Source organism: Streptomyces rubellus, assembly GCF_036323805.1.
Classification (GTDB): domain Bacteria; phylum Actinomycetota; class Actinomycetes; order Streptomycetales; family Streptomycetaceae; genus Streptomyces.
The window spans coordinates 227,744-253,342 of sequence record NZ_JAZDCX010000009.1 but is presented as its reverse complement, the minus strand read 5'-3'; the positions used below and the strand labels follow the sequence as shown (position 1 = coordinate 253,342).

3 protein-coding genes are annotated in these 25,599 nt (G+C 73.6%); all 3 read right to left on the bottom strand.

Features of this window, described 5'->3' with window-relative positions; genetic code table 11:
- Positions 1–32: 32 nt before the first annotated feature.
- The 3 genes from V1L54_RS13320 to V1L54_RS13310 are packed head-to-tail and all read right to left on the bottom strand — an operon-like array spanning position 33 to position 25,599.
- A complete protein-coding gene (locus V1L54_RS13320; protein WP_330118185.1) occupies positions 33–1,139 on the bottom strand; it encodes a MupA/Atu3671 family FMN-dependent luciferase-like monooxygenase in 1,107 nt (368 codons plus the stop codon).
- Positions 1,136–15,208, bottom strand: coding sequence for an SDR family NAD(P)-dependent oxidoreductase (locus V1L54_RS13315; RefSeq protein ID WP_330118184.1), 14,073 nt, complete (start codon positions 15,206–15,208; stop codon positions 1,136–1,138). Before V1L54_RS13315 ends, V1L54_RS13320 begins: the two co-directional genes overlap by 4 nt.
- Entirely contained in the window at positions 15,205–25,599 is a 10,395-nt protein-coding gene (locus V1L54_RS13310; protein ID WP_330118183.1) for an SDR family NAD(P)-dependent oxidoreductase, read from the bottom strand. The genes V1L54_RS13315 and V1L54_RS13310 overlap by 4 nt, the downstream gene beginning before the upstream one ends.

Below are 25,599 nucleotides of genomic sequence, written 5' to 3'. Positions count from 1 at the left end.
GGGAGGCCGCCGGCACCGGACCGGGACGGGTGTCACGGACGGGCGTAGTACCAGGACAGGGCGTCGTCGGGTTCCGGGGGCGCCGTCGGGGCGGGAGCCGACGCGGGCGCGGCGAACCGGGCCCGCAGCTCGTCGAGCGTGGGCAGCATGCCCAGCACCGTGTCGAACGGCACCCCGAAGTCGATCAGACAGGCGATCTCACCGACCCCGATGTCGCCGAGCCGTTGCACCACCCGCGCGCACTTGTCGGGTGTGCCGAGCAGGGAGCGGCGCTGGTAGAAGTCCTCCGCCGCGATGTCGACGAGCGCCTTCTGCTCGGCGTCGCTCATCGTCGGGGACTCGCCGTCCACGGCGGCGTCGTTGCGCTTCTGAGCGACGAACGAGGAGAGGTAGCTGCGGACGGGATCGTGCACGATCCGCTTCACCTCCGCCTCGTCGTCGCCGACGAACGTGTGCAGGCCGACCGTGACGATGCCGGACGCCGGGTCGAGACCGGCCTCGGCCCGGGCCTTGCGGTAGGCCGAGACGTTCTCCTCCAGGCGCTCCCAGCTGTCCAGCAGGGTCAGGATGTTGAGGCCGGAGCGGCCGGCCTGCAGCCAGGTCTGGGGGTTGGAGGTGTGCACCAGCCACAGCGGCAGCTCCGGCTGGTGGGGCCGCGGATAGGTGCGCACCTTCAGGGTCTGCCCGTCCGGGCCGGGGAAGGCGACCTGCTCCCCGCGCCACAGCGCGCGCAGCGTCTCGATGTGACCGAAGGTGTACTCGCGGCGCGTGTCGTACAGGTCGGGATGGAAGACGAAGTCTCCCTTGTGCCAGCCGGTGGCCAGGCAGATGCCGACGCGCCCGCCGGAGAGCTGGTCGACCAGTGCCCACTCCTCGGCGACCCGCACCGGATGGTGGTGCGGCAGGACGACGCTGCCGGCCCGCAGATGGAGGTTCTCCGTCGTGGCGGCCAGGGCGGCGCTGAACACGGAGGGGTTGGGGAAGCTGCCGCCGAACTCCTGGAAGTGCCGCTCCGGAGTCCAGATGGCCTTGAAACCCCTGTCGTCGATGTACCGGGCGACGTCGAGGATGAACCGGTACCGGTCCCCGAAGCCGTTGCGGTCGTTGGAGGAGAAGAAGTACACGCTGAAGTCGGTCATGAGCGCGGTCCGTTCGGAGTGAGGGCGGGCAGGGTGCGGGTCACGACCTCGGCGATGGCGCGCAGGTTGTCCTCGAGGACGATCGTGAAGTGGTCCGCGTCCAGATCGTGGACGGTCACGTCGTCCCCGGCGAGCGAGCCGAGCCCGTTGGTGGTGTCGGAGTCGTCCCGGCCGATGGCAGGCATGCCGTACGGGTTCTCGGCGGCCGAGAAGCCCTTGGTCGCGTGGAACACCGTCGTCGGCACCGGGCGGGCGAACGGGCGGGCCTCGTACTCCAGCAGCAACTTGCCGTTGAGGTCGAGGAGGGCGAAGCGGGTGCGGACCAGGCGGTGGACCTCGTCCGGCGCGAGCTGGGCAGGTGAGCCCTCGACGATGTGCCGTGTGACGTGGTCGATGGCCTCGTCACTGCCCAGCCCCATCAACTCGTTGATGGTCAGCGTCGGGTCGGCCTTCCACAGCTGGGAGGCCGAGTTGCCGATCAGCATCAGCGTCACCGCGTCCTGGTTCTCTTCGGTGATCACCGTGTTGTCGACGCCGTTCCAGGCGCCGGTGCCCGGCAGCAGCGCGTCCACCAGGTACAGGTGCGCCACCTCCCGGCCCGCCTCCACGAGCTGGCGCGCCATCTCGAAGGCGAGGATGCCGCCGAAGGAGGCGCCGCCGAGCACGTAGGGACCGTCGGGGTGCTCCTCGCAGATCTCCGCGACGTACCGGGCCGCCATGGCCTCGATGGACTCGAACTCGGTGAACCTCAGATCCGAATCGAGCTGCTCCAGGCCGTACAGCGGGTGGTCCATGCCGAGGTAGCGCGACAGGTATATGCAGTAGCTGACGTCGCCGAAGAGGTGGTGCACCCAGAACGACGGCGTCTTGTCGCCGCTGCGGTTGATCGGTACCAGGAAGTGACGGTCCTCCGCGGACGTGGTGCGGATCTCACGGTCGGTGATCTCCGGGCGCGCCGGTGGCCCGCCGGCCGCCACGGTGCCGCGCGCGGCCAGGTGGGCCGCTCCCTCGCGGGACACGGTTCCGCCGGGCGCTGGCACCGGATCCAGCAGGACCGGCGGCGGTACCAGTGCCCGGTCCCAGGACCGGGCGTCCGGGGAGGCCAGCACGGCGGTACGGCCGGCGAGGGGCAGCGGGCGCACCGCGGTGTCTCCGGCCGCCCGGCGCAGCGCGCCCCGCCAGCCGGCCGCGAAGGCCAGCCGCTCGGCGAGATCCGTGCCGCGCAGCGGGATCCCGGGCAGCGCCGAGAGGGACTCCGCGGCCGACCGGAGCGCCGATCCGCGGTCCGGCCAGGTACCGGTCGCGGTCAGCGGCCTGCCCGACCACACGGCGGCGAACTGCTCCGCCACGGCCCGCACATCGGCCACGGCGTCCTCGGCGTGGGCCGTGTCCGGCTCGGGCGCGTCCAGCAGGACCAGTTGGGTGACCTCGTGACCGACGTCGGAGAGGATGCGGGCGGTTTCGACCGCGAGGCGGGCGGCGACCGAGTGCCCGGCCAGCCGGTACGGGCCCTGCGGGCGGTCCGCGGTGATGGTGCGGGCGCAGGCTTCGGCGAGCTCGGTCAAGCCGTGCCCGTTGTTGGTGTCATGCGGCGCGGGCGAGGTGAACTCGACGCCGCGGACCGGTCCTTCGGCACCGAGCCAGGCACGGAGGTGCAGCAGCCAGGTCAGTTCGCCGGTGGCGCCGGGCAGTCCGTACAGGGGGGCGCCCGGGGCGTCACCGCCGAAAGGGACGACGGCCGTCTCCGGCCCGGCGGCAGGCTCGCCGACCGTCTCCGCCGGGCCGCCGGATGAGGCCGGCAGGACGCCGGAGGTGCCGTCGGGCAAGACGCCGTACTCGTCGACGAGGTGCTGGACCAGGCTGTTGAGTGTGGTGCACTCGAAGATCGCCGCCATCGGGATGTGGTCGCCGAACGCCGCCTGCAGCCGCTGCATGATCCGCAGGGCGGAGATCGAGTCGACGCCGTACGCGGCCAGGTCGCGCTCGGGGTCCACCGCTTCCGGCGCCAGGCCGATGCCCTCGGCGAGCAGAACGCGCACCTGTGCGGCCAGGCCGCCGTCGCCGTCGGTCCCGGACGTCCGCTCGCCCGACGAGGTGCCCGCGGCACCGGTCGCCGTGGCGGACGTCGGCTGTGCGGGAAGGGACGGTGCCGCGGGCCGGGAGGGCGTCGTGGGCACCGGCGTACTTTCGCCGACGGGTGCGGTGCCGTTGTACGGAGCAGCGCCGTTCGCCCGGGCAGCGGCCACGGAGGGAGCCGGCGGCGGAGCGGGGTGGGGGACCGGCGTGACCGGGGCGGGGGCGGCCGACGGCGCCGCGGGGACCTGGGCACCGCCGGAAGTGACCGGTTTCCGGGACGGAACCGGGGGCAGCCAGTGCCGCTCACGGGCGAACGGGTAGGTCGGCAGGCCGGCGAGTCTGCGCCACGGCGTGCCGTCGTGCAGCACCGACCAGTCGATGTCCGCGCCCCGCACCCACAGCGCCGCCGCCTTGCCGAGATCGCCGGCCCTCGCGAGTTCCAGCACCCGGTCCCGGTCGTCCTGGTCGAGCAGGCCGGAGGCGGTGCGGTCCGGTGTGGCCGGGGTCGAGTGAAGCGTGGTGCCGCACTGCTCACCGGATGCGAACGCCCGGAGTGCGGTGGCCAGTTCGGCCACCGAGCCGGCCACCACGGCCAGCCGGCGCTCCAGCGCGGGGCGCCCGCTCTGGAGCGTGCGGGCGAGCGCGTGACCGTCGACGGCTGCGCCGCCCCCCACCACCGCCCGGTCGAGGTGGTCGGCGAACAGCGTCGCGTAGTCCTTCAACCGCTCGTCGGTCCGGGCACTGAGGACGAAGAGCTGCGGCACCCCGCAGTGGCCCGTGGCCGGACGCGGGTCCACGAACTCCTCGACGACCACGTGGGCGTTGACCCCGCCGAAGCCGAACGAGCTCACCCCGGCCAGTCGCGGTGCCTCGGCCCCCGAGGTGGTGCGCGGGCGGTCCCAGGGATGGGCCGAGCCGATCAGGTGGAAGGGGCTGTCCGCCAGGTTCAGCAGGGGATTGGGCCGCTCGATGTGCAGGGTCGGCGGGAGCATGCGGTGGCGGATCGCCAACACGGTCTTGATGAGGCCGGCGATGCCCGCTGCCGTCTCCAGATGCCCGACGTTGGTCTTGACGCTGCCGAGCCCGATGAACTGACCCTTGTCCCGGGCCACTCCCAGCTCACGGAACGCCCGGGTGAGGCCGTTCAGTTCCACGGGGTCGCCCAGTGCCGTGCCGGTGCCGTGCGCCTCCACATAGCCGACGAGCGAGGCGTCCGTGCCGCCGTGCCGGTGTGCCGCGGTGACGACGGCCGCCTGTGACTCGGAGTTGGGGGCGGTCAGCGACGCCGCGCGGCCGCCGTGGTTGACGGCCGTGCCGCGGATCAGCGCGTACACCGTGTCACCGTCGCGCAGCGCCGCCGACAGGGGCTTGAGGAGAACCGCACCGACACCCTCGCCGCGCACGTAGCCGTCGGCACGGTGGTCGAAGGTCTTGCAGTGCCCGTCCGCGGCGAGCATGCCCGACTTGCCGAAAGCCAGGTAGCCGGTGGGGGTCAGGGTCAGGTTCACCCCGCCGGCGATGGCCGCCGAGCACTCGCCGTCCTGGATCGCCCGAACCGCCCGGTGCACCGCGACCAGGCTGGAGGAGCAGGCGGTGTCCACCGGCTCGCTCGGACCGCGCAGGTCCAGCAGGAACGAGACGCGGTTGGCGAGGACGCTGTGCGCGTTGCCGGTGGCCAGCTGGCCGTCGATCTCGACGCCGGACCGCAGCAGCAGGGTCGCGTACTCGGTGGAGCCGCAGCCGACGAACACACCGGTGTCGCTGCCGGCCAGGGAATCGGGGTCGTGGCCCGCGTCCTCGACGGTCCGCCACACGGTCTGCAGGAACAGCCGGTGCTGCGGGTCCATCAGCTTCGCCTCACGCGGCGAGATGCGGAAGAAATCCGGGTCGAACCGGTCGGCGTCGGCCACGAATCCGCCCCAGCGAGAGGGGACCTTGTCCGGATCGGTCCGCGGGTCGCCGTAGATGTCGCGCCAGTCGAAACGCTCCGCGGGGATCTCGCCGACCAGGTCGCGCCCGGCGAGCAGGTTGGCCCAGTAGGTCCGCAGGTCTGGCGAACCGGGGAAGGAACCGGCCATGCCGACGATGGCGACAGGCTCCCGGCCGTCAGCCGGGAACTCGGGCGCCAGGCGGGGCAGGGCCGCCGGCTCCCCACCCGGGTGCGTCCGGTGCGGGGAAGTCGCCGGCCGGACCACCGCCTCCACCGGGGGAGCCGGCTCCGGCGCGGCGGGTGCCACGGGGGCGGCCTGTCCGGCCAGCGCGTCCACCAGCGCGGCGACGTTGCGGAAGCCGTACAGGTCGGCCGGGCTGAGGCCGGTGTCGAGTGCGGCGTTGACCCGGTCGGCCAGCTCGATGACCGTCACCGAGTCGAAGCCGAAGTCGCTCAGGTGTTCGTCCAGGCCTATGTCCTCGGGGCCCACCCCCAGCACCGCCGCTACCGCGTCCACCACGGTCGTCCGTATGTGCTCCACGGCTTCGGGCGCGGGGTGGCCGATAGTCTGTGACACGTGGTTCTCCTCCAGGTCTGAGGTCTTCTCGGGCTGCCGGGCCAAAGGCACGGCGGCGGGAGCCGGTACGTGCGTCGGGCGGTCGGTGGCCGGCGAGCGGGGGGCCGCCGTCTCCGCGAAGTCCGCCGCGCCGACCGGTTCGGCGGCCCGGGCCGCCGTCTCCGCGGGCAGGCGGTGCACGGTCCGGGCGAAGGGGTAGCCGGGAAGTGACACGATCCGTCCGTCGGCGAGACCCAGCGCCGTATCGGCACCGGCCAGCCGCGCGCCGCGCACCCAGGCCGCCGCGGCCTCGTTCAGGGTTTTTTCCTCGTCGGCGGGGACGGTGAACTCCGCGTCCGCGTCGGCGGGCGCGTGCCCCGTGTGAACCGACGGCATGTCCTCACCGGCCAGATGGCGGCCCAGCAGGGACACGAGCTCCCGGATGTCGTGTGCCACGACGGCCAGCCTCCGGCCGAGCGGCTGCCGTCCCGCCGCCAGCGTGCGCGCCACGTCCGCCAGTGCCGGAGCGGCGTCGCCCAGCGCTGCCAGGTGGTCCCGCAACCGCCTTGTGAGCAGGTGCAACTGCTCCTTGCGGCGGGCCGACAGGAGCACCAGACGCGGTCCGTCCTGCGGGGTGGCCGCCCGCGCCGGAGCCGGTGGGCCGGCCAGCAGGACGTGAGCGTTGGCGCCTCCGGCACCGAACGAACTGACAGCCGCGACGCGTTTCTCCGGGGGCACGTCGGCCGGCCACGGCTCCCGCCCGCGCACCAGGCGCAGGGTGCGCCCGTCGAACACGTCGACGGGCTGGACGCAGTCGAGCGTGGCGCTCAGCTCGCCGTGCCGCATCTGGAGCAGCACCTTGGCCAGCTGCGCCATTCCCGACGCCGCCTCCAGATGCCCGAGTGACGGCTTGACGGACCCGACGGCCGTGCCGTGTCCGCCGAACACCCTGGCCAGTACAGTGGCCTCGACCGGATCGGCCAGGGACGATCCCGTCGCCTGCGCCTCCACGTAGTGCACCGCCTCCGGACCGACCCCGGCGCGGGCGAGGGCCCGTCGAAGCAGTTCCTCCTGGGCTTCGGCGCTGGGCGTGACCATGCTCTCGGTCGTGCCGTTGGCGTTGACCGCGGAGCCGAGCACCAGCCCGTGGACGCGGTCGCCGTCCCGCAGGGCCGCCGAGAGCGGCTTGAGGACCACCGCGCCCACGCCCTCGCCGGGCACCATGCCGTCGGCGTCCCGGTCGAAGGAGCGGCTGTGTCCGTCCGGCGAGAGCATCTTCATCGCCGCGAGAGCGGTGTGGTGGGACGGGTCGAGGAGCAGGTTCACCCCGCCGGCCACGGCCGCGCCGCAGTCGCCGTGCCGTACGGCCTCGCACGCCAGGTGCAGCGCCGTCAGAGCCGACGAGCACGCGGTGTCGACGGCCAGGCTCGGACCGGTGAACCCGAAGGTGTGCGAGGCGCGGTTGGCCACGGACCAGTGGAAGGAGTGCGCGTGGGCGTCGGAGCCCGCGCCGCGCAGTTCGGCGGCCAGCACCTGGTAGGGGTTGTGCATCAGGCCGACGAACACACCGACGCCGGTGCCGGCCGTGGTGCGGGCGGACCGCTCCAACTGCGCGCGAGTCGCCCCCGCGTCCTCCAGCGCGGTCCAGACTGCCTCCAGGAACAGCCGCTCCTGCGGGTCGGTGCGTTCGGCATCCCGGGGGGACATCCGGAACAGCAGCGGGTCGAACGCCTCCACGCCGTCGAGGAAGGCGCCCCAGCGGCCCGTGGGGTCCGCGCCTTCCGGATCCCACCTCTCACCGGGAACCTCCGTGACAGCGCGCCGTTCCTCGCACAGGTGCTCCCACAGGGCGTCGAGCGTGTCGGCACCCGGGAACCGGCCGGAGACACCGACGATCGCGACGGGATCCCCGTCGGCCGCCCGCAGCTCCTTGCCCGTGCCAGCCGCCGGGGACGCGGGAGGCGGCGTCGGCTGTGCGGCCTCGGCCCGGCGCCGGGTGGGAACCGTCGGCGTGCTGGAGTCGACCAGGCGGGCCAGCGGCTGCGCCGGGTCGTTCAGGAGGGCCTCGACGACGCCGCTCAGGGATGTCGACTCGAAGGGGACCGAGCGCGGGATGGGCCCGAGGTCCGCCTCGATGCGGTCGGCGACCTCCATGCCGACGAGGGAGTCGGTGCCGTACGACGACAGTGGTGCCACCGGGTCGAACTCGCCCTCCTCGAGTTTGAGGACGTCGGCGAAGACGCGTGTGAGATAGTCCGTCGCGACCTGCGACAGGTCCCGCGGGGGTGCCTGAGGCGGGACGGCCGCCGAATCCGGCTCCGGCTCCGGCTCCAGCTCCGGGGTCGTCGGACGTCCGGCCGGTTCCGGAAGGCACGGCTCCGGCACGGGCCACTCGTCGCGCTCGGCCAGCAGCACGTGTTGGCCGGCGGCCGCGTCGTCCGGCCCCGGCGTTCCGACGACCCGTACCCCGCGCAGCCCCGCGTCCAGCAGGACCGACCGCCAGGAGCCGGGCGTCAGCAGCGGTGAGTGGGCCTGCCGCAGCTCCGCGTCGTCGTACGCCCACCAGCCATCGGTCAGACCGAAGATCATGGTGACGGCGTCCAGGACACGCGTGCCCTCGTTGACCACCAGCAGCCCGCCGGGGCGCAGCAGCCGCGCCGCCGCGCGTACGTTGTGGCGCACGTCGGGCGTGGCATGCAGGACGTTTGCCGCCAGGACCACGTCGTACGCGCCCTCCTCGAATCCTTGCGCCACCGGATCGCGCGTAATGTCGAGGACCGAGAAGCGCGCCTGCGGATACGCACCGGAGAACCGCTCGCGGGCCTTGCGCACCAGACCGGGGGACAGGTCCGTGAACGCGTAGTCGAAGCGGTCGCCGAACGGCTGCAGCGCATCGAGGACAGGGCGGCTGGTGCCTCCGGTCCCCGCGCCGACCTCCAGCAATCGCAGCCGACCCGCCCCTTCCTCCAGCCGACGGCCGGCGTAGGCGGCGACGGCGGCGGCGCAGACGGCGTTGAAGTGCTCCGAGCGCGGGTCGTCGTGGTAGAGCGGTGCCACCTTGTGGTCACTGCCGCCCGGGAAGAGCACCGACAGACCGCCGCGCCGACCGCAGAGCACCTCCGGCAGCGCCTCGGTGCACTCGCGCAGCAGCTCGGCCAGTGCGGTGGCGTGCGGATACTCCGAGACCAGCCGGTCGTGCAGGGCAGCGGTGGCGGCCGGGTCCGGCACCTCGGGCTCGCCGGTGGGCACCGTCAGGGTCCCGTCCGTGTTCCGGACGAGGTGCCCACCGCGGGTCAGGGCGAACAGCGCGGCGTCCAGCAGCCGCTCCTGGACGGGCTCGACGCCCAGGCGGAGGATGAGGTCCTCCCGCGTCACGGTGGTGCCCGGCTCCGGCCAGCCGCCGTGGCCGAGGAAGGCGTCGCGCAGCAGCAGGCGGGCGTACGGTTCCAGCGCGTCGAAGAACCGCGCACCGGTCAGCCGTGCGTCGTCGGCGGCCCGCCCGCGTGCCGTCGCCTCGGCCACGCGCACCGCCTCGGACGCCCCGCGGGAGACGGCGAGCGGGCCGCGCACGGGCTCGTCACCCCGACCGGCGATCCGGACCGGGGCGACCTGCACGGCCGGCCCGGTGAGCACCTGCCGGAACGCTTCGAGGCCTGCAGCATCGCTGATCGGTTCGACACCGAGCCGGGCAGCGACCTGAGTGCGGTAGTCCTCGGTGGCGACCGATCCGCTCTCCCCCCACAGGCCCCAGTTGAAGACGTGCACGGGCCGGTTCAGGCGGGCGGCCAGGAAGCGGCCGTAGGCGTCCTGGAGTGTGGAGGCGGCGGAGTAGTTGGCCTGCCCCGCGTTGCCGTTGTGCGAGATCGCGGACGAGAACACGGCGAAGAAGTCGAGCGGTTCGTCGGCCAGAACGCGGTGCAGTACGACCGTGCCGTACGCCTTCGGGCCGAACGACGAGCGCAGCGTTTCCTCGTCCATCCGTGACAGCGTGCGGTCGTTGAGGACGAACGCGGAGTGCACGACGCCGTCCACGCCGCCCCAGGCGTCGCGCATCCGCGCCACGGCCGAGCGCAGGCCGGCCTCGTCGGTGACGTCGGCGGAGACGTAGACGACCTGGCCGGGCCGGGCCGACAGCAGGGCCCGCACCCGCTCGGACAACTGCTCCGGCGGCCGGCGGCCGGTGAGCAGGACGCGGGCGCCGTACTCCTGGGCCAGGTGCTCGGCGACGACCGTGCCCAGGCCGCCGGCGCCCCCCGTGACCAGGTAGCGGCCGCCCTGACGCAGCGGCGGCTCTGCGCCGCCGACGGCGCGGACGTCGATGCGCTCGAGTATCTGTGCGTACCGCACTCCGCCGACCAGGGCGGCCGGGTGCGCCGGACGGGCGGCAGGCTCCTGGGCCAACTGCGTCACGAGCGTGGCCCAGTCGCCGAGCCGGGCGGCCCGCAGCAGGTCCTCACGGGCGACGTCGACGCAGCTGAGGGAGAGGAAGCCCAGCTCACGGGAGGCGGAGGCGACGAGTCCCGGCAGGCCGGCGGCGAACGGGTTGCGTACCGGCAGGGCCGGGTCGGTCTGCTGCGTGCCGGACGTCACCACGTGCAGGCGCGTACCGGCCCGGGCGCGCTGCGTGTCCAGGGCCTTGAACAGGTGGAAGAGGGCGACAGGGCCCCGGTCGATTGCCGTGTCGAGCTGTTCCAGGTCGTCGGCCGAGTACAGCCGCTCCTCCACGCCGCCGAGGAACCAGATGGTGCCCGGGGCGCCGGCCTCCGTCAGGATCCGGCCGTAGGCCCGGGCCGAGGGCGCGATGTCCTCCAGCAGCACGTGCCGGACCGGATGCCCGGCCGCACGGTGGTGCTCGGTCAGTGCGGTGCCCAGGCCGTGGTCGTGCGCGGTGCCCAGGACGAGGACCGGGCCGCCGTCCGGCGGCTCGGTCGGCTGCTCGACGGGCACCGGGCGCCATACGGGACGGTACAGCGGCACGGCCTCCTCCGGCCGCCGGGTGTTCGCCGCCCGCGCCGCCGGCTCGGACCGGGTGACCGGACGCGCGACGCGCAGCCCTTCGAAGCGGGCCAGCACGGTCCCGTCGGCAGCGGCCAGGGCGACGTTCACCCGTGCGGTGCCGCGTCCCGCGTCCAGCGCGACGAGCTCGGCCCGGGCGTAACGTGCCTCCCTGGCCAGGCCCCCGACGGTGATCCGGGACACCGAGGCGGGCAGGACGGCCCTGTCCTCGTCCTCGGGCAGGACTCCCTGTACGGCGTGCAGGGCGCTGTCCGTCATGGCGGCCTCCACCGCCCACGCCGGCGCGTCGGCTTCCGGCTGGCGCAGCTCCGCCAGTGCCTCGCCGTCCCCGCGGTACAGGGTGGCGAGCCCGCGGAACAGCGGCCCGTAGCACAGTCCCGCAGCCTCCGCCCGACCGTACACCTCGGTGGCGTCGGCGCGGTGCGGGCAGCGGGCGCGTACCGCGCCGACGTCGATGCGGCCGAGCGGTTCCGCCCCGCCCCCGGCCAGCGTGCCGGTGGAGTGCACGGTCCCCGTGGTCGGATCCCGCACTTCGTAGGCCGTACCGTCGCTCCCGAAGCGGACCGCCACCGCGAGTTCGCCGCCTTCGACCTCCAGCGGAACCCGCCAGCGCACGTTCTCGAACACCACGGGCACGTCGGTGAGGCGAGCCGCGGTGCGGGCCAGCCCCAGCTGAACCACTCCGGCGACCACGGGCCGACCGAGGACGGTGTGGTCGCGGACCACCGGGTCGGTGCGGCGGAGCACCAGCGGCTCCTGCGGAGCCTCGCCGGGAGCCGGTCCGTCGACCAGGTCCACCCAGTAGCGCCTGCCGCCGAAGGGATAGGACGGCAGCGGCACCGGGACGGGAAGCGGGCCGTCGCGGAACGCCTCCCGCCAGTCGACACGCGCGCCCGCGACCCAGGCGTCGGCCAGCTCCTCCCAGCGGCGCTCGGCCAGCAACCGCCGCACGTTCCCGGGCGGTTCGGCCTGGGACGCGCGGCCGGTGCGGACGGTCGCTGCCGTCTCACCGGCGAGGTGGCTGCGCAGCAGGCGGTTCAGCTCCTCCACCGAGGCGGCAACGACCGCCAGCCGGTGGTCCCACTCGTCGCGGCCCGTCAGGAGGGTGAAGGCGATGTCGCGCAGGGAACGGTCCCCGTCACGGGTGAGATCCGTGACGAGCCGCTCGGCGACCCGGCGCAACTGCTCCGGTGTCCGCGCCGACAGGCCCACCGCATACGGCAGACCGTCGTCCGGGGAGCCCTGCGGGCCGGTCCACTCCTCCAGGACCACGTGGCCGTTGGCGCCGCCGGCACCGAAGGAGCTGACCGCGGCACGGCGGGGCACTCCCTCCGGTGTCCGCCAGGGCTCGGTGGCCCGCTGCGGACGGAAGGGCGTGGCCTGGAGGTTCAGCTTGGGGTTGACCGGGTCGCTGTGCAGCGTCGGGACGAGGGTGCGGTGTGCGAACTGCAGCACCACCTTGGTGACGCCGCACACGCCGGCCGCCGCCTCCAGGTGTCCGACGTTGGACTTCACCGACCCGATCGCGCAGAAGCCGGTGTCGTCGGTGTACTCGGCGAACGCCCGCTTCAGACCCTCGACCTCGACCGGATCGCCCAGGGCGGTGCCGGTGCCGTGGGCCTCGACGTACGTGACGGTGCGCGCGTCGACGCGGGCGGCACGCAGCGCCTCGGCGACGACCGCGCCCTGGGCACGCGGAGCGGGCACGGTGTAGCCGTTGCTGCGTCCGCCGTGGTTCACGGCGGTGCCGCGGACGACGGCGTGGACGCGGTCGCCGTCGGCGAGGGCGTCGGACAGCCTCTTGAGGATCAGCGCTCCCGCGCCCTCGCCCGGTACGAAGCCGTCGCCGCCCTCCCCGAACGCCCGGCAGCGGCCGTCGGAGGCCAGCAGCCGCATGTCGGTGAGCGTCGCGTACTTGATCGGATGGATGTTGACGTTGACCCCGCCGGCGATCGCCGTCTTCGTCTCGCCCGACAGCAGGCTGCGGCAGGCCAGGTGCAGTGCGGTCAGGGAGCCGGAGCACGCCGTGTCGAGAACCATGCTGGGTCCGTGCACGTCGAGGACGTAGCTGAGCCGGTTGGCGATCGAGTAGTCCATGGAGTGGGCGAACACCCTGTTCCCGCGCCCCCACTGCTCTGCGCCGACCAGCCCGTACTGGGAGCCCGTCACCCCGACGAAGACCCCCACGGAGTGGATGTCGCCGGTGCGGGTGGTCTCGTGCAGTCTGCGCCGCGAGTACCCGGCGTGCTCCAGAGCGGCCCAGGCGACCTCCAGGAAGATCCGCTCATTGGGGTCGAGCTTGGCAGCCTCACCCGGGGAGATGGCGAAGAACAGCGGGTCGAAGCGGGCCACGTCGTCGAGGAAGCCGCCCCACTTGCCGGTGATCGCGCCGGGTGCTCCGCGCTCGGCGGCCAGATACCGGGAATTGTCCCACCGGTCCCCGGGAATCTCACCGATCAGGTCGGCGCCGGCGGACAGCGACTCCCAGAACTGAGCGAGGTCCGCACCGCCCGGATAGCGGCCGCCGATGCCCACGACGGCGATCGCCCGGTCGTGGGGCAGACCTCCGGCGAGTTGACCGCCGCCACCACGGCCAGTGCCCGCAGTGGAGCGTTCCGTGCCCGGCGCGGCCGCCGGAGTCGCGTTCGTGGGCGCGGCGGACTCCGGCGCGCGGTCGTCGTCGAGGCCGAGCACCGAGCGCAGGGCGTCCGCCCGCCGGTCCGCGAGGAAGCGGGCCAGTTCGGCGACGGTCCGGTACTCGAAGAGGAGCGTGACGGGGAGCTCACCGAAACGGTCCTCCAGGACGGCGGTGAGCTTCTTGATGAGGATCGAGTCGATACCGAAGGTGGAGAACTCCTGGTCGGCGCGGAGCCGCCCGGCGGGCAGTCTGGCCGCCTCGGTGACGAGGTCCAGCAGATAGGACTCCGCGGCATGGAGCAGGTCCTCGGCGCTCGCTGCGGACGTCGGCCCCTGGCCGGCAGCCGGTCCCGCGTCCACCGCGGCTTCCTCGGCGTTCACCCTGGTGATCCAGGCATCGATCCGCTGCGGCTGCCCGTACACCACGAGGGGCTCGGGGTCTGCGGCGGCGATCGCGTCCGACAGGGCGCGCAGGCCCACGTCGGTGGGCATCGCGAGCATGCCCTGCATCTCCCTGAGCACCGACCGGTTCGCCTCGGAGATCTCCATGCCGCCCTCCGCCCACAGCGGCCAGGCGACCGCCACCGAGGCACCGTGCGGCGAACCTGACGCCGCACGCCGGGCCCGGGTGGCGGCGAGCGCGCCCATCGCACGGTTGGCGGCGGCGTAGTCGGCCTGCCCCGGGGCGCCGAAGTAGGCCGACGTCGAGGAGAACAGCACGAAGAAGTCGAGCGGCAGGTCCGAGGTGGCCCGGTCCAGATGCGCCGCGCCGTCGAGCTTCACCGACAGCACCCGGCGGGCGGAGCCGGGGTCCTTGTTCACCAGGTAGGCGTCCTCGTTCAGGCCCGCAGAGTGCAGCACACCGTCCAGACCGCCGAACTCGCGGCGGGCGGTGTCGACCGCCTCCCGCGCGTCCTCGTAGCGGGTGATGTCCCCGCGTACGTAGACCACGCGGGCACCGGCCTGTTCAAGGCGGCGGAACTCGGCCAGCTGCGCCTCGTCCGGCCGGGAGCGACCCGTCAGCACCAGCCGGGCCCGGTGATCGCGGGCGAGCAGCGCCGCAAGGCGCAGGCCGATGCCCTTGGCGCCACCGGTGACCAGGTACCGGCCGCCGTCGCGGAACACGGATTCCGTCCTCCGGACGGCCGGGCCGGAGGGACGCAGGACCCGCACCTGGCGGCCCTCGGCGCCGTGGCGCACCTCGGCGAGTCCCGGCCGGGCCGCGGACAGCTCGGCCAGGGCGACATGGAAGGGACTCCCGGCCCACGCAGGCAACTCGTGGACCTCGACCGCTACGGCCCGCAGCCGGCGGTCCTCGGCGTTCGCGACCTGCGCTAGCGCGCCGAGCGCGGGGGCCAGTTCGGGGCGCGCTCGGCCGGTGACGAGGAACGCGATGGACGTCGCACCCGTCTCCGGGGCGGCGATCAGTGCGCGCAGTGCGGGGAGCACGAGCTCGAGAGCCCGGCCTGGCCGGACGGTTTCGGACGGCAGGTCGAAGACGAGACCGCGGGGTGCCGAGCCCCGCCCGCGCAGGGTGTTCAGGTAGGCCGTCCACGACGCGGTGTCGTCGTCGAGGTCCTGTCCCACCCGGACGACCCGCACCCCGGCCGGAAGGCCCGGGCGGTCACCGTCCACGACCAGCAGCACATCCCGGGCGGCGACGGCGGGCCGAGCAGCCGGGTGTGCGGTAGCCGGCTCCCAGCAGGGGCTGTAGCCGACGAGCTCACCGTCGGTGGCCTCGGGCGTGGAGGCTCCCGCACGGGCGAGGAGCCGGGCGGCCACGGCCGGATCGAGCTGTCCCGCGCGCACGCGCTCGAGGACGAGTCGGCGGACCGTTTCGGTGTTCGGTGTCATCGTTCCATCCCGTCGTTCCGGACCAGGCTCAGGTCCACGTCGTCAACGGTCAGTTCGCCCTTGCTCAGGGCATCGAGCAGGGCGATCAGTTCCTGCGGGGCGTTGTCGTCCCGTGCCGCGGGCGCGGGCCGTTCGGCACGGCTGTCGGCCTCCGCCCAGAAGCGCGTGGGCGCGAACGGATAGCCCGGCAGCCCCACGCGCCGCACACCCGGCGTGGTGAGCGCCACGAGCGCTTCGGCTCCGGCCCCGCCCTCCACCCACCGGTGGCCCAGCGCATGAGGGTCGTCGGTGGGCACCGCGGCCGGTCCGGTGGTCCGGGCCCGGCCGGTGAGAAGGCTGCCGGCGGGGCGGCCGGCCACGTACGAGCGCAGCGCCGTGACGAATCCGGCCAGGTCCTCGGCGACCACGGCCAGCCGGCACTCCATGGCGTCCCGCCCGACGCGCAGGGTGTGTGCCACTTCGGCCGCCGTCACGGTCCGGTCGCCGTCGAGCCGGTCCACCAGCGCCCGCGCCGCCTCCACCAGCCGGTCCTCGGTCCGCGCCGACAGTACGAACAGCTCCGGCCGGCCGGATCCGGGGGCGGGGGCCGCGGTGCGTGGGGCGTGCTCGGGGTACTCCTCCAAGACCACGTGGGCGTTGGAACCCCCGAACCCCATGGAGCTCACCGCGGCCCTGCGCGGCAGCGGCCTGCCCTGCTCGTCGAGGGGCGCGGCCCACTCCTCACACCGGTCGGCGATGCGGAACGGGCTGCCGTCGAGGTCGAGGAGCGGGTTGGCCTCGTGGAAGTGGATGCTGGGCGGAATCAGCCCGTGACGCAGGGCCAGTACGGCCTTGACAACGCCGGCCAGGCCGGCGGCGGCCTCCAGGTGGCCCATGTTGGACTTGATGGAGCCCACCGCGCACCAGGCGTCCACCCGGTCGTCCTCGCCGATCCCCGCGCGCTCGGCGAACGCCTTGCGCAGACCGCGCAGTTCGATCGGGTCGCCCACCTCCGTGCCGGTGCCGTGAGCCTCGACGTAGCCGACGGTGTGCGGATCGGTGTCCGAGTCCCGCAGCACCCGGGAGATCAGCGCGGCCTGCGCGGCCGGATTGGGAACCGGCAGTGACCGGGCCCGGCCGCCGTGGTTGACACCGCTGCCGCGCACCAGCGCGTGCACGGTGTCGCCGTCGGCCAGCGCCCGGGACAGCGGCTTGAGGTACAGCGCGACGACTCCTTCGCCCCGGCTGAAACCGTTCGCGGACCGGTCGAAGGCGTGGCACTTGCCGTCGGGGGACAGGGCGCCCATCTGGCCCAGTGCGACGTACATGTCGGGCGTCAGCAGCAGATGCACTCCGCCGACGAGGGCGGCCCGGCACTCGCCGGCCTCGATGGCCCGCACCGCACGGTGCAGCGCGGTCAGGGAGCTGGAGCAGGCCGTGTCGACGGCCTCGCTGGGCCCGTGCAGGCCGAGCTCGAACGAGATGCGGTTCGCCAGCACCGTCTTGGCGTTGCCGTTGACGGAGTACGGCTCCCGGTAGCGGCCGACCCGGGCCAGGTGCGCCGTGTAGTCGTGCGATGTGGCGCCGACGAACACACCGGTGTCGGTGCCGTGCAGTGATGACGGGGCGTGCCCGGCGTCCTCCACCGCATGCCACGCGGTCTGCAGCATCAGCCGCTGCTGCGGATCCATCACCTCGGCCTCGCGCCCGGAGATCCCGAAGAACTCGGCGTCGAACTCGGTGACCCCGTCGACGAAGGCACCCCACCTGCTGTTGGTCTTGCCCGGTTCACGGTGCGGGTCGCCGAGCAGCGGGCGCCAGTCCCAGCGGTCCGCCGGGATCTCGGTCATGTGGTCGGTGCCTGCCAGCAGGTTCCGCCACAGCTCGTCCGTGGTGCGCGCACCCGGCACGCGGACCGCCATGCCGACGACGGCGACGGGGTCACCCTGTACGGCGGGCTCGGCCGCCGCGGACGAAGCGTCCGGGGCGGGCGCCGGTGCGGCGGGGACGGCGGATCGCTGGACGGACGCGGGCGCCGCCTCCCGTGCCAGACGAGCGCATGCCTCCGGCGCGCGGGCCGTGAGTTCCCGGGCGAGCGCGGCGACCGTACCGGCCTCGTAGAGCAGGACCTTGGGCAGCTTCCCGAAGTCCTCCTCAAGCTCCCGCACCAGCTGGATGGTGCCGAGCGAGTCGACACCCAGATCGGTGAACGAGGTGTCGTCGTCGACCGTGTCCGCCGGGACGGACAGGAAAGAGGCGACGACCTCCCGCACGTGGGTGCGCACCGAGGCCTCGGGGGTGACCGGATCGCCCGTCGGAGCGGTGGGCTCGGCGGGAACCGCCGACGGCGACTGCTGTCCGGACGCCCGGGTTGCCGCCGCGTCGTCGGCGGGGCGTGGTGCACCGTCCTCCGCGCGGGCCACGATCACGCACTGGTCGTCCTCGTCCGGCACGCCGTTGTCATGGGTCTGCACCCAGCTCTCGGTGAAACCGGCCCGCTTCAGGATCTCCTGCCAGCGCTCCTGCGCAAGCAGCGGGGCACCCGGCATCCGCTCGGTGTCCCGGCACGTCCACCAGCTCGGGATCATTCCGAACAGCAGGAACTGGTAGTCGATGTTGGAGGTGATCTCGTTCAGGAGCAGCAACCCGCCGTCGGCCAGTAGCCGCCGCAGATGGGCCGCGGAGCGGGTTACGTCCGCCGTCGCGTGGACCACGTTGGACGCGATGAGCAGGTCGTAGGCGCCCTCCCGGAGGCCCTGCGACGCGGGGTCGCCCTCCAGGTCGAACGGGGTGAACACCATCGGCACGCCCGTGTCGGCGAACCTCCGGCGTGCCTGGCGGAAGTAGGAGGAGGAGATGTCGGTGAAGGTGTACTCGACCCCGGAACCGTGCCCGGCCAGCCGGTCCAGGACCGGAACCGTGGTGCCTCCCGTGCCCGCGCCGACTTCCAGGATCCGTACCGGTCGACCGGGATTCAGTGCCAGGCGCTCGCGCACATAGCCGTCGGCGAGGTGCGCGACCGTGGCGTTGTAGTGGTCGGCGATGGCATTGCCGTGGTAGACGCGGATGAGCAGGTCGGCGATCTCTCCTCCGAAGTACAGTTCGAGCGCCGGGATGCCGCCCGTCACGACGCGCGGGATGTGCGGGATCACGGCCCGGGCCAGCGCCACGAGGTCACACACCTCCGGGTGGTCGAGCACCAGATCCGTGAGCTCCTGCTCGATGAGGGCACGTTCGGCAGCCGCGTCGGGCAGCGGACGCGGCGCGGTGCTCACCACGTCCGCAAGCCGGGCCACGTAGCGCTCGTACGGCTCCACGGCCGGGAGTCCGGCGAGGACATCGGCGCCGGACAGCTCGCCGCTGACGCCCAGGTGCTCACGCACCGACAGCGCGGCGAAGCGTGAGCCGACGGCGCCCAGCCGCTCGAGGCCGCGGCGCACACCGACGGCGTCGTATCCGGAGGCGTTCATGAAGGTCCGGGCGGAGGACAGGGCGCGGGCTGTCGGACCCGTCGCGCCGGGCGCGGCACCGACCGGCGTCCGTGCTGCGGGGGCGGGCGCGGGTGTGAGTGCGGTGCTCTCCTCGGCTTCACGCAGCCAGTAGCGTTCCCCCCGGAACGGACGCCCGGGCAGATTCAGCCGTGGCGCGGCGCCGCCGCCGTTGTCCGCTGTCCAGGCCACGGACTCCCCGGCCGCCCACCGCCGCGCGGCTGCCACGGCCCCGGTGTCGGAGCCGGGTGCCACACGGACTGTTCCGGCCACGACGGCGTCGGCAAGCAACGTGTCCAGTTCCGTGCGCAGCTCACGGTCCGTTGCGGCGACCACCGCGACCCGGGCGGGCAGCGCATCGCGGCCCTGCTGGAGCGTCGCGGCCACAGCCGCGAGGTCCGGTCGCGTGTCGAGGGCAGTGCGCTGCCGGTGCAGCACCTCCGACAGGTCCTTGGCGGAGGCGGCGGAGAACGGCACGACCAGGCTGCGGGTGCCGTCCCACTGCGGGCGGGTGCGGTGCGGCGCCTCCTCCAGGACGACGTGGGCGTTGGCACCGCCGAAGCCGAAGGAGCTCACGCCCGCCCGGCGCGGCACACCCGGCCGGTCCGGCCAGTCGACGGTCCGCATGGGAATCGTCAGCGGGCCGCCGTTCAGATCCAGGTAGGGGTTGGCCTCGCGGAAGTCGGGCATCGCCGGGATCCGGCCGTGCTGCAGGGACAGCACCGCCTTGACGACGCCGACGACGCCCGCGGCGCCCTCGGCATGCCCCAGATGGGCTTTGGCGGTCCCGACGAGGATGGGCGGAGAGCCTGCGGGACGGCCGGTGAGCGCACCGCGCACCCCCTCGATCTCGATGGGGTCGCCGAGCCTGGTGCCGGTGCCGTGTGCCTCCAGCAGGCCCATCGTGTGCACCGGGACACCGGCATCGCGCCAGGCGCGCTCGATGAGCTCGGTCTGCCGTTGCGGGTTCGGAGCGGTGACGGCGCCCGCGTGGCCGCCATGGCCGACCGCGGCCCCCTTCACGACGGCCCGGATCGGGTCCCCGTCGGCGAGCGCCGCGGACAGCGGCTTGAGCAGGACCGCGGCGACCGCCTCCGCCGGGACGTAGCCGTCGGCCCGCTCGTCGAAGGCGTGGCAGCGGCCGCTGGGCGACAGGGCGCCCGTACCGGACAGCGACAGGTAGTGACGCGGGCTGAGCATCAGATTGGCGCCGGCGGCGAAGGCCATGGAGCACTCGCCGCGACGCAGCGACTCCACCGCCAGCTGCAGCGCGTGCAGCGACGAGGAGCAGGCGGTGTCGACGGTCAGGCTGGGCCCCGACAGGTCGAAGTAGTGCGAGGGGCGGTTGGCCGCCATTGTGGTGGCGATGCCGGTCGCGTCGTACGGGCCGGGTCTGCGTCCCCGGGCGATCATCTCGCCCTCGTAGTCACGGAAGCACTCGCCGACGAAGACACCGGTGTCGCTGCCGCGGAGCGCGGGCAGCACGGCCGCGTCCTCCGCCGCGCCGTACATGACCTCGAGCAGGAGGCGCAGCTGCGGGTCCATGGCCTCGGCCTCGGCGCGGGGGATACCGAAGAACGCGGCGTCGAACCGGCTCACGTCGTCGACGAAGCCGCCGGCCGGGCACTCGGTGGTTCCGGCAGCGCCCTCCGAGTCCAGGTACCCGGTGTGGTCCCAGCGGTCGGCCGGCACGTCGCGGACGAGGTCGCGTCCGGCGAGCAGCGCCTGCCAGAACTCCTGGACGCCGGCCGCGCCCGGGAAGCGGCCCGCGACACCGATCACGGCGATGTCGCGGTCGGACCGATCCGGCAGCGGGGCGGGTTCGGCCACCGTAACGGCGGACGGGGGCGCGTCGTCCCCGGACCCGGTGTGCGTGGTGCTCCCGGTGGTCGGCGTGCCGGCCCGGCCCGCCCCCGGCGCCCCGCCCCGGAACGACCTGTACCAGGCGCGTACCGCGTCGCCGTGCTCGTCGGCGAGGTGGGCCGCCAGCTCGGGTATGCGGGTGTACCGGAAGAAGACGGTGGGCACGATCTCGACGCCCAGCTGGCGCCCCAGCCGGGTACCGAGGGTCACCACGTCGACCGAGGACAGGCCCAGCTCCATGAAGGTCCAGTCGGCCAGTTCTCCGGACAGCCCGGCGGTCTGCGGCAGCACTCCTGTCACCGTCTCGGCGATCATGGCTTCCAGCTCGGCGGCGACCTCGGTGTCCGTGGGGTCGGGGCCGCCGGGGGAGGGCCGGGGCGGTACGGCCGTGCGCTCACGTTCGGGCCAGATGACCGAGAGCAGCCGCTCCACCTTGGCGCGGTCGCCCTCGAAGACCGCCAGCTGCGGCCCGTCGTGGGTGAGACCGGCTCTCAGCGCGGCCAGGCCGTGAGCCGTCTTCAGCGGCACCAGCCCGGTGCTCTCCAGTACCTGTGCCTCCACGGCCGGGTTGATGCGCATGCCGCCCTCGTCCCACAGCGGCCAGTTGACCGAGACACTGCGCCCGCTGCGCTCGCCCCGGACCACCAGTTCCTCACGCCGGGCCGCGAACGAGTCCAGGTAGGCGTTGGCGGCGGTGTAGTCGGTGGTGCCGATCGAGCCGAGGACGGCTGAGGTGGACGAGAACAGCACCAGGTAGTCCAGCGGACGATCGGCGGTCGCCAGATCCAGGTTCCGGGCGCCGGCGAGCTTGGGCGCCAGCACCCGGCGAACGGAGTCCGCCCCCTTGTTGATCAGCAGGGCGTCCTCGACCACGCCCGCGGTGTGGATCACGCCGGTGACGGTGCCGAACCGCTCCTCCGAGGTCGTCACCAGCCGCCGTACGTCGTCCAACCGGGTCACGTCGGCCTGGACGTACGCGGCCCGGGAGCCCAGCGCGACGAGTTCGGCGAGGAACTCCCGCTGCGCCTCTGACTCGGGCGAGCGGCCGAACAGCACGATGTCCGGCTGTGCCGCGCGTGCCATGTGCCGGGCGACATGGCGGGCGATGCCCCCGGTGCCGCCGCTGATCAGGTAGGTGCCGCCGGGGCGGGCCAGCGGTGTGCCGGCGGGCAGCGCACGGGTCGGGGCGAACCCGCGCACCTCCCGGGCTCCGGCCACCGTGTGGCGGACCTCGAGGTCACCGGGCGCGGAGGCCTCCGCGAGCAGTGCGTCGGCCGTGCATCGCGGATCGTTCTGCGGTGCGGCGAACCGGACGGTGCTCAGCGGCAGCTTGGGCTGTTCCAGGCGCAGACCCCGGGCCAGCCCGCCCACGCAGGCGTCCGGCGGGCTCTCCACGGGGGAGTGGTAGGCGTGGACGACGGGCAGGGCGGTGCGGCGGCCCACGGCCCAGGCCTGGCACAGCGCGTACACCGACAGCAGTCCGGTCGGCCGGCCGGGATCACCGCCCGGTTCCGCCCCGTCCAGGTGCCACAGGTGCAGGAGCGCGCTCGGCACGCGTCCCTCCTGCTCCAGAGTCCCGCGGAGGGCCTTGTGGTCCTCCAGGGAGTCCGGGGTGATCGTGAAGTGGTCGGCGGACAGCCGGGCGAAACCGCTGCCCGGTGTGACGAGTACCGGGCGGACCCGGCTGCGCAGGGCCGAGCAGCGCGCGTCGGAGGTGTCGAGGACCAGGACCGTCTCACCGTCGAGCACCACGCCGGGGTGCGGTGCCGGGCGTGCCGCCCAGGCGGGTTCGTACAGCATGACCTTGGTGAGATCCTGCAGCGGAACGGTACCCGCACCGGGGGCGGCGACCGTCGGGCCGGGGCGTGCGCCCGGCTCCGGCTCCGGTTCCGGTTCCGGAGCCGGCGAAGGGGCCGGAGGAGTCGCCTGCGGCCCGCCGACGGGGGCGATCCAGTGCCGCTCACCGCCGAACGGGTAGGTGGGCAGTGCGATGCGCCGCCCGCCCGGGACCGGGGCGAGCGCGTCGGCCGTGCCGCCGGCCCATGCCTCGGCGACAGCCTCCGGGGGCTCCGAGGAAGGCCGCACACCGGTGACGGCTCGCCGAGCCGTGCCGCGGAAGTGGGGTACCGCCGGCGTACGGCCGGCCGTGAAGGCGTCCAGCGCCTCGGCCAGTTCCGCGGTCGAGGTGACGACGAGCGCGAGCCGCTCGCCCAGATGGCGCCGGCCCACCGCGAGAGTGTGCGCGACGTCGGCGAGCCGGGGGGCGGGCCGGTCGCGCAGCGCGTCCGCCAGCTCGGCCGCCCGGCGCGTCAGCTGCTCGCCGGTGCGGGCCGACAGCGCGACGACCTGGTGGGTCGGGGACGTCTCCGGCTCGGCGGGCGGGGACTGCGCGGGCGCGTACTCCTCCAGGACGACATGAGCGTTGGCGCCGCCGAAACCGAACGCGCTGACCGCCGCGCGCAGCGGCGCCGCACGCCCGGTCGCCGGATCGGTGACCGGTGTCCAGGGCTCCTCGGCGCGAACCAGCCGGAACGGGGACGCGGCGAAGTCGATGGCGGGGTTGGGGCGCTCCGAGTGCGGCATCGGCACCAGGGTGCGGTGGCGCAGGCACAGCAGGATCTTGGTCAGCGATGCCAGGCCGGCGGCGGCCTCCGTGTGGCCTATGTTCGCCTTCACCGAGCCGATGGCGCAGAAGCCGCGCGCATCCGTCTCCCTGCGGAAGGTCCGCGTCAGCGCATCGACCTCCAGCTGGTCCCCCAGTGCGGTCGCCGCACCGTGCGCCTCCAGCAGTGTCACGGTGGAGGCCGGGACACCGGCGCGAGCCAGGGCTTCCCCGACCACCCTGCCCTGCGCCTCCAGGCTGGTGATCGTGTAGCCGGGGGTGCGGCCGGTGTGGTTCACGGCAGATCCGCGTACGACGGCGAGGATCCGGTCGCCGTCCGCCTCGGCCTCGGCGAGGGGGCGCACGACGAGCGCGCCCGCGCCGTCCGCCGGGACGTATCCCGAGGCGTCGGCGCCGAAGGGACGGCTGGTGCCGTCCTTCGCCAGCAGGCCGTTGGCCGCCGAGCGGACATACTTGTACGGATGCAGTGACAGGCTGACGCCGCCCACCAGCGCGGCCCGGCACTCGCCGCGGCGGATCGCCTCGCACGCCTGGTGCAGGGCCGTCAGCGAGGATGAGCAGGCGGTGTCCACCAGGACGCTGGGACCACGGAAGTCGAACGCGTGGCTGACCCGGTTGGGGATGCCGCCGAGCCAGCTCAGCGCCACATCGGTGCCGTCAGCCCGGACGCTGTCCAGGCCGTGGAGGTGGTAGTCCGCCCACATGGAGCCGGCGAACACCCCCACGGGGCCGCGGGCCGCAGCCGAGAGGGACTCCGGCGTGTATCCGGCGTCCTCCAGCGCGGACCAGGCCACCTCCAGGAACTGCCGCTCATGCGGGTCCATCAGCTTCGCCTGCTGGGGCGGGACGTTGAAGAACAGCGCGTCGAACCGGTCGACGTCGTCGATGAAACCGCCGCGCGTGAGGTACGAGCGTCCCGCCGTGCGCGGTTCCGGCGCGTACCAGGCGTCCACGTCCCAGCGCTCGGCCGGTACGTCGCTCAGGCAGTCCCGGCCGGTGCGCAGCACCTCCCAGAACTCGTCGAGCGTCCGTGCGCCCGGGTAGCGGCCGGCCACGCCGACGATCGCGATGGGGGTGTCACCCGGCGCGGCCGGGGGCTCGGAACCGGCCCGGGGCGCAGGCAGGGCTATCGGTGTCTGTGCGGCGGGGGTTGTCGGCGTCTGTGCGGTGGGTGCGGTGTCGGTGGGGGTGTGGGTGCCTTTGCCGTGGAGGTGGTCGACGAGTTGGCTGATGGTGGGGTGTTCGAAGAGGAGGGTGGGGTAGAGCTCGGTGTTCAGTGCGGTTTCGAGTTTTCCGGCGATGGTGAGGAGGTCGACGGAGGTGAGGCCGAGTTCGTCGTAGAAGTTCTGGTCGGGGTGGACGGTGGTGGCCGGGTTGCCGGTCTGCTCGGCGATCAGCCTGGTGACCAGGGCCGTCAGGCCGCCCGCGGGCGCGGAGGACGCACCGGGCTGCCGGGCGTCCTCACCGGCCGCCGGCACTTCCTTCCGTGCCGCCTTCGTCGCCGCGAGCCGCTCGCCTTCCTCGGCGTGTTTGCGGATGTCCTCCGTGCTGCGCACCCGCTTCGCCCGGTAGCCGGTGAGGCGGACCGCGACCTCCCCGTCCGGGGTGCACAGGTCGATGTCCGCGACGACGGCCTGGGTGCTGTCGTCGACGTGGAGGTTCGGCAGCCGCGGTGAGTGCACCAACGTGCGGGCCTGCAGGGAGCGGCGCGCGCGGAAGGAGTCGACGTAGATCGGAATGAACGGCTGGACGATGCTGCGGCGTACCGGTTCCGGGAACTGCAGGAACGGAACCAGCACCGAGAAGTCCATGAACACGGGATGGACGTGGAAGTGCTCGATTGCCCCGGCCGCGCTCGGGTCCAGGCGGACGTCGGCGACCGAGAAGCCGTCACCGGCGCCGACCCGGCCCTGCACCTTCATGAACGGGCCGTGTTCGATGTCCAGCTGGCGGGCGAGCGCGTAGAGGTCGTCCGCGTCCAGTGAGCCCGGTCCCGAGGCGGCCTCCAGCCGTCCGGCGGGCACCGGCCGTGGCTGCCAGGGACCCACGACGTGGATCTCCGCCTGGAAGTTGGTCTGCCATCTCTCGTCGGCGACCTCGCCGCCCAGCAGCGGACGGCTGCGGACCGTGACCGGCACTCCGCCGCGCGGGCCGGGCTCGCCGGCCGTGACCTCCAGCTGGCGGTCGAGTTCTCCGACCGCGATCAGCGGGCGGATGAACACACAGCGTCTGAGCTCCACGAGGGCCGGGTCGACGCCCAGGTGGCGGATCAGCCGCAGGACCAGGTCGAGGTGGAAGACACCGGGCAACACGGGGGTGCGGTGGACGAGATGGTCGCGCACGGCCGCGTCCTGTGCGGTCACCTGGGTGGCGAACCGGCGCCCGGCGAGCGCGTGGCGCAGGGCTTCCGCGTCGAAGGACCGATGGGTGTCGGACAT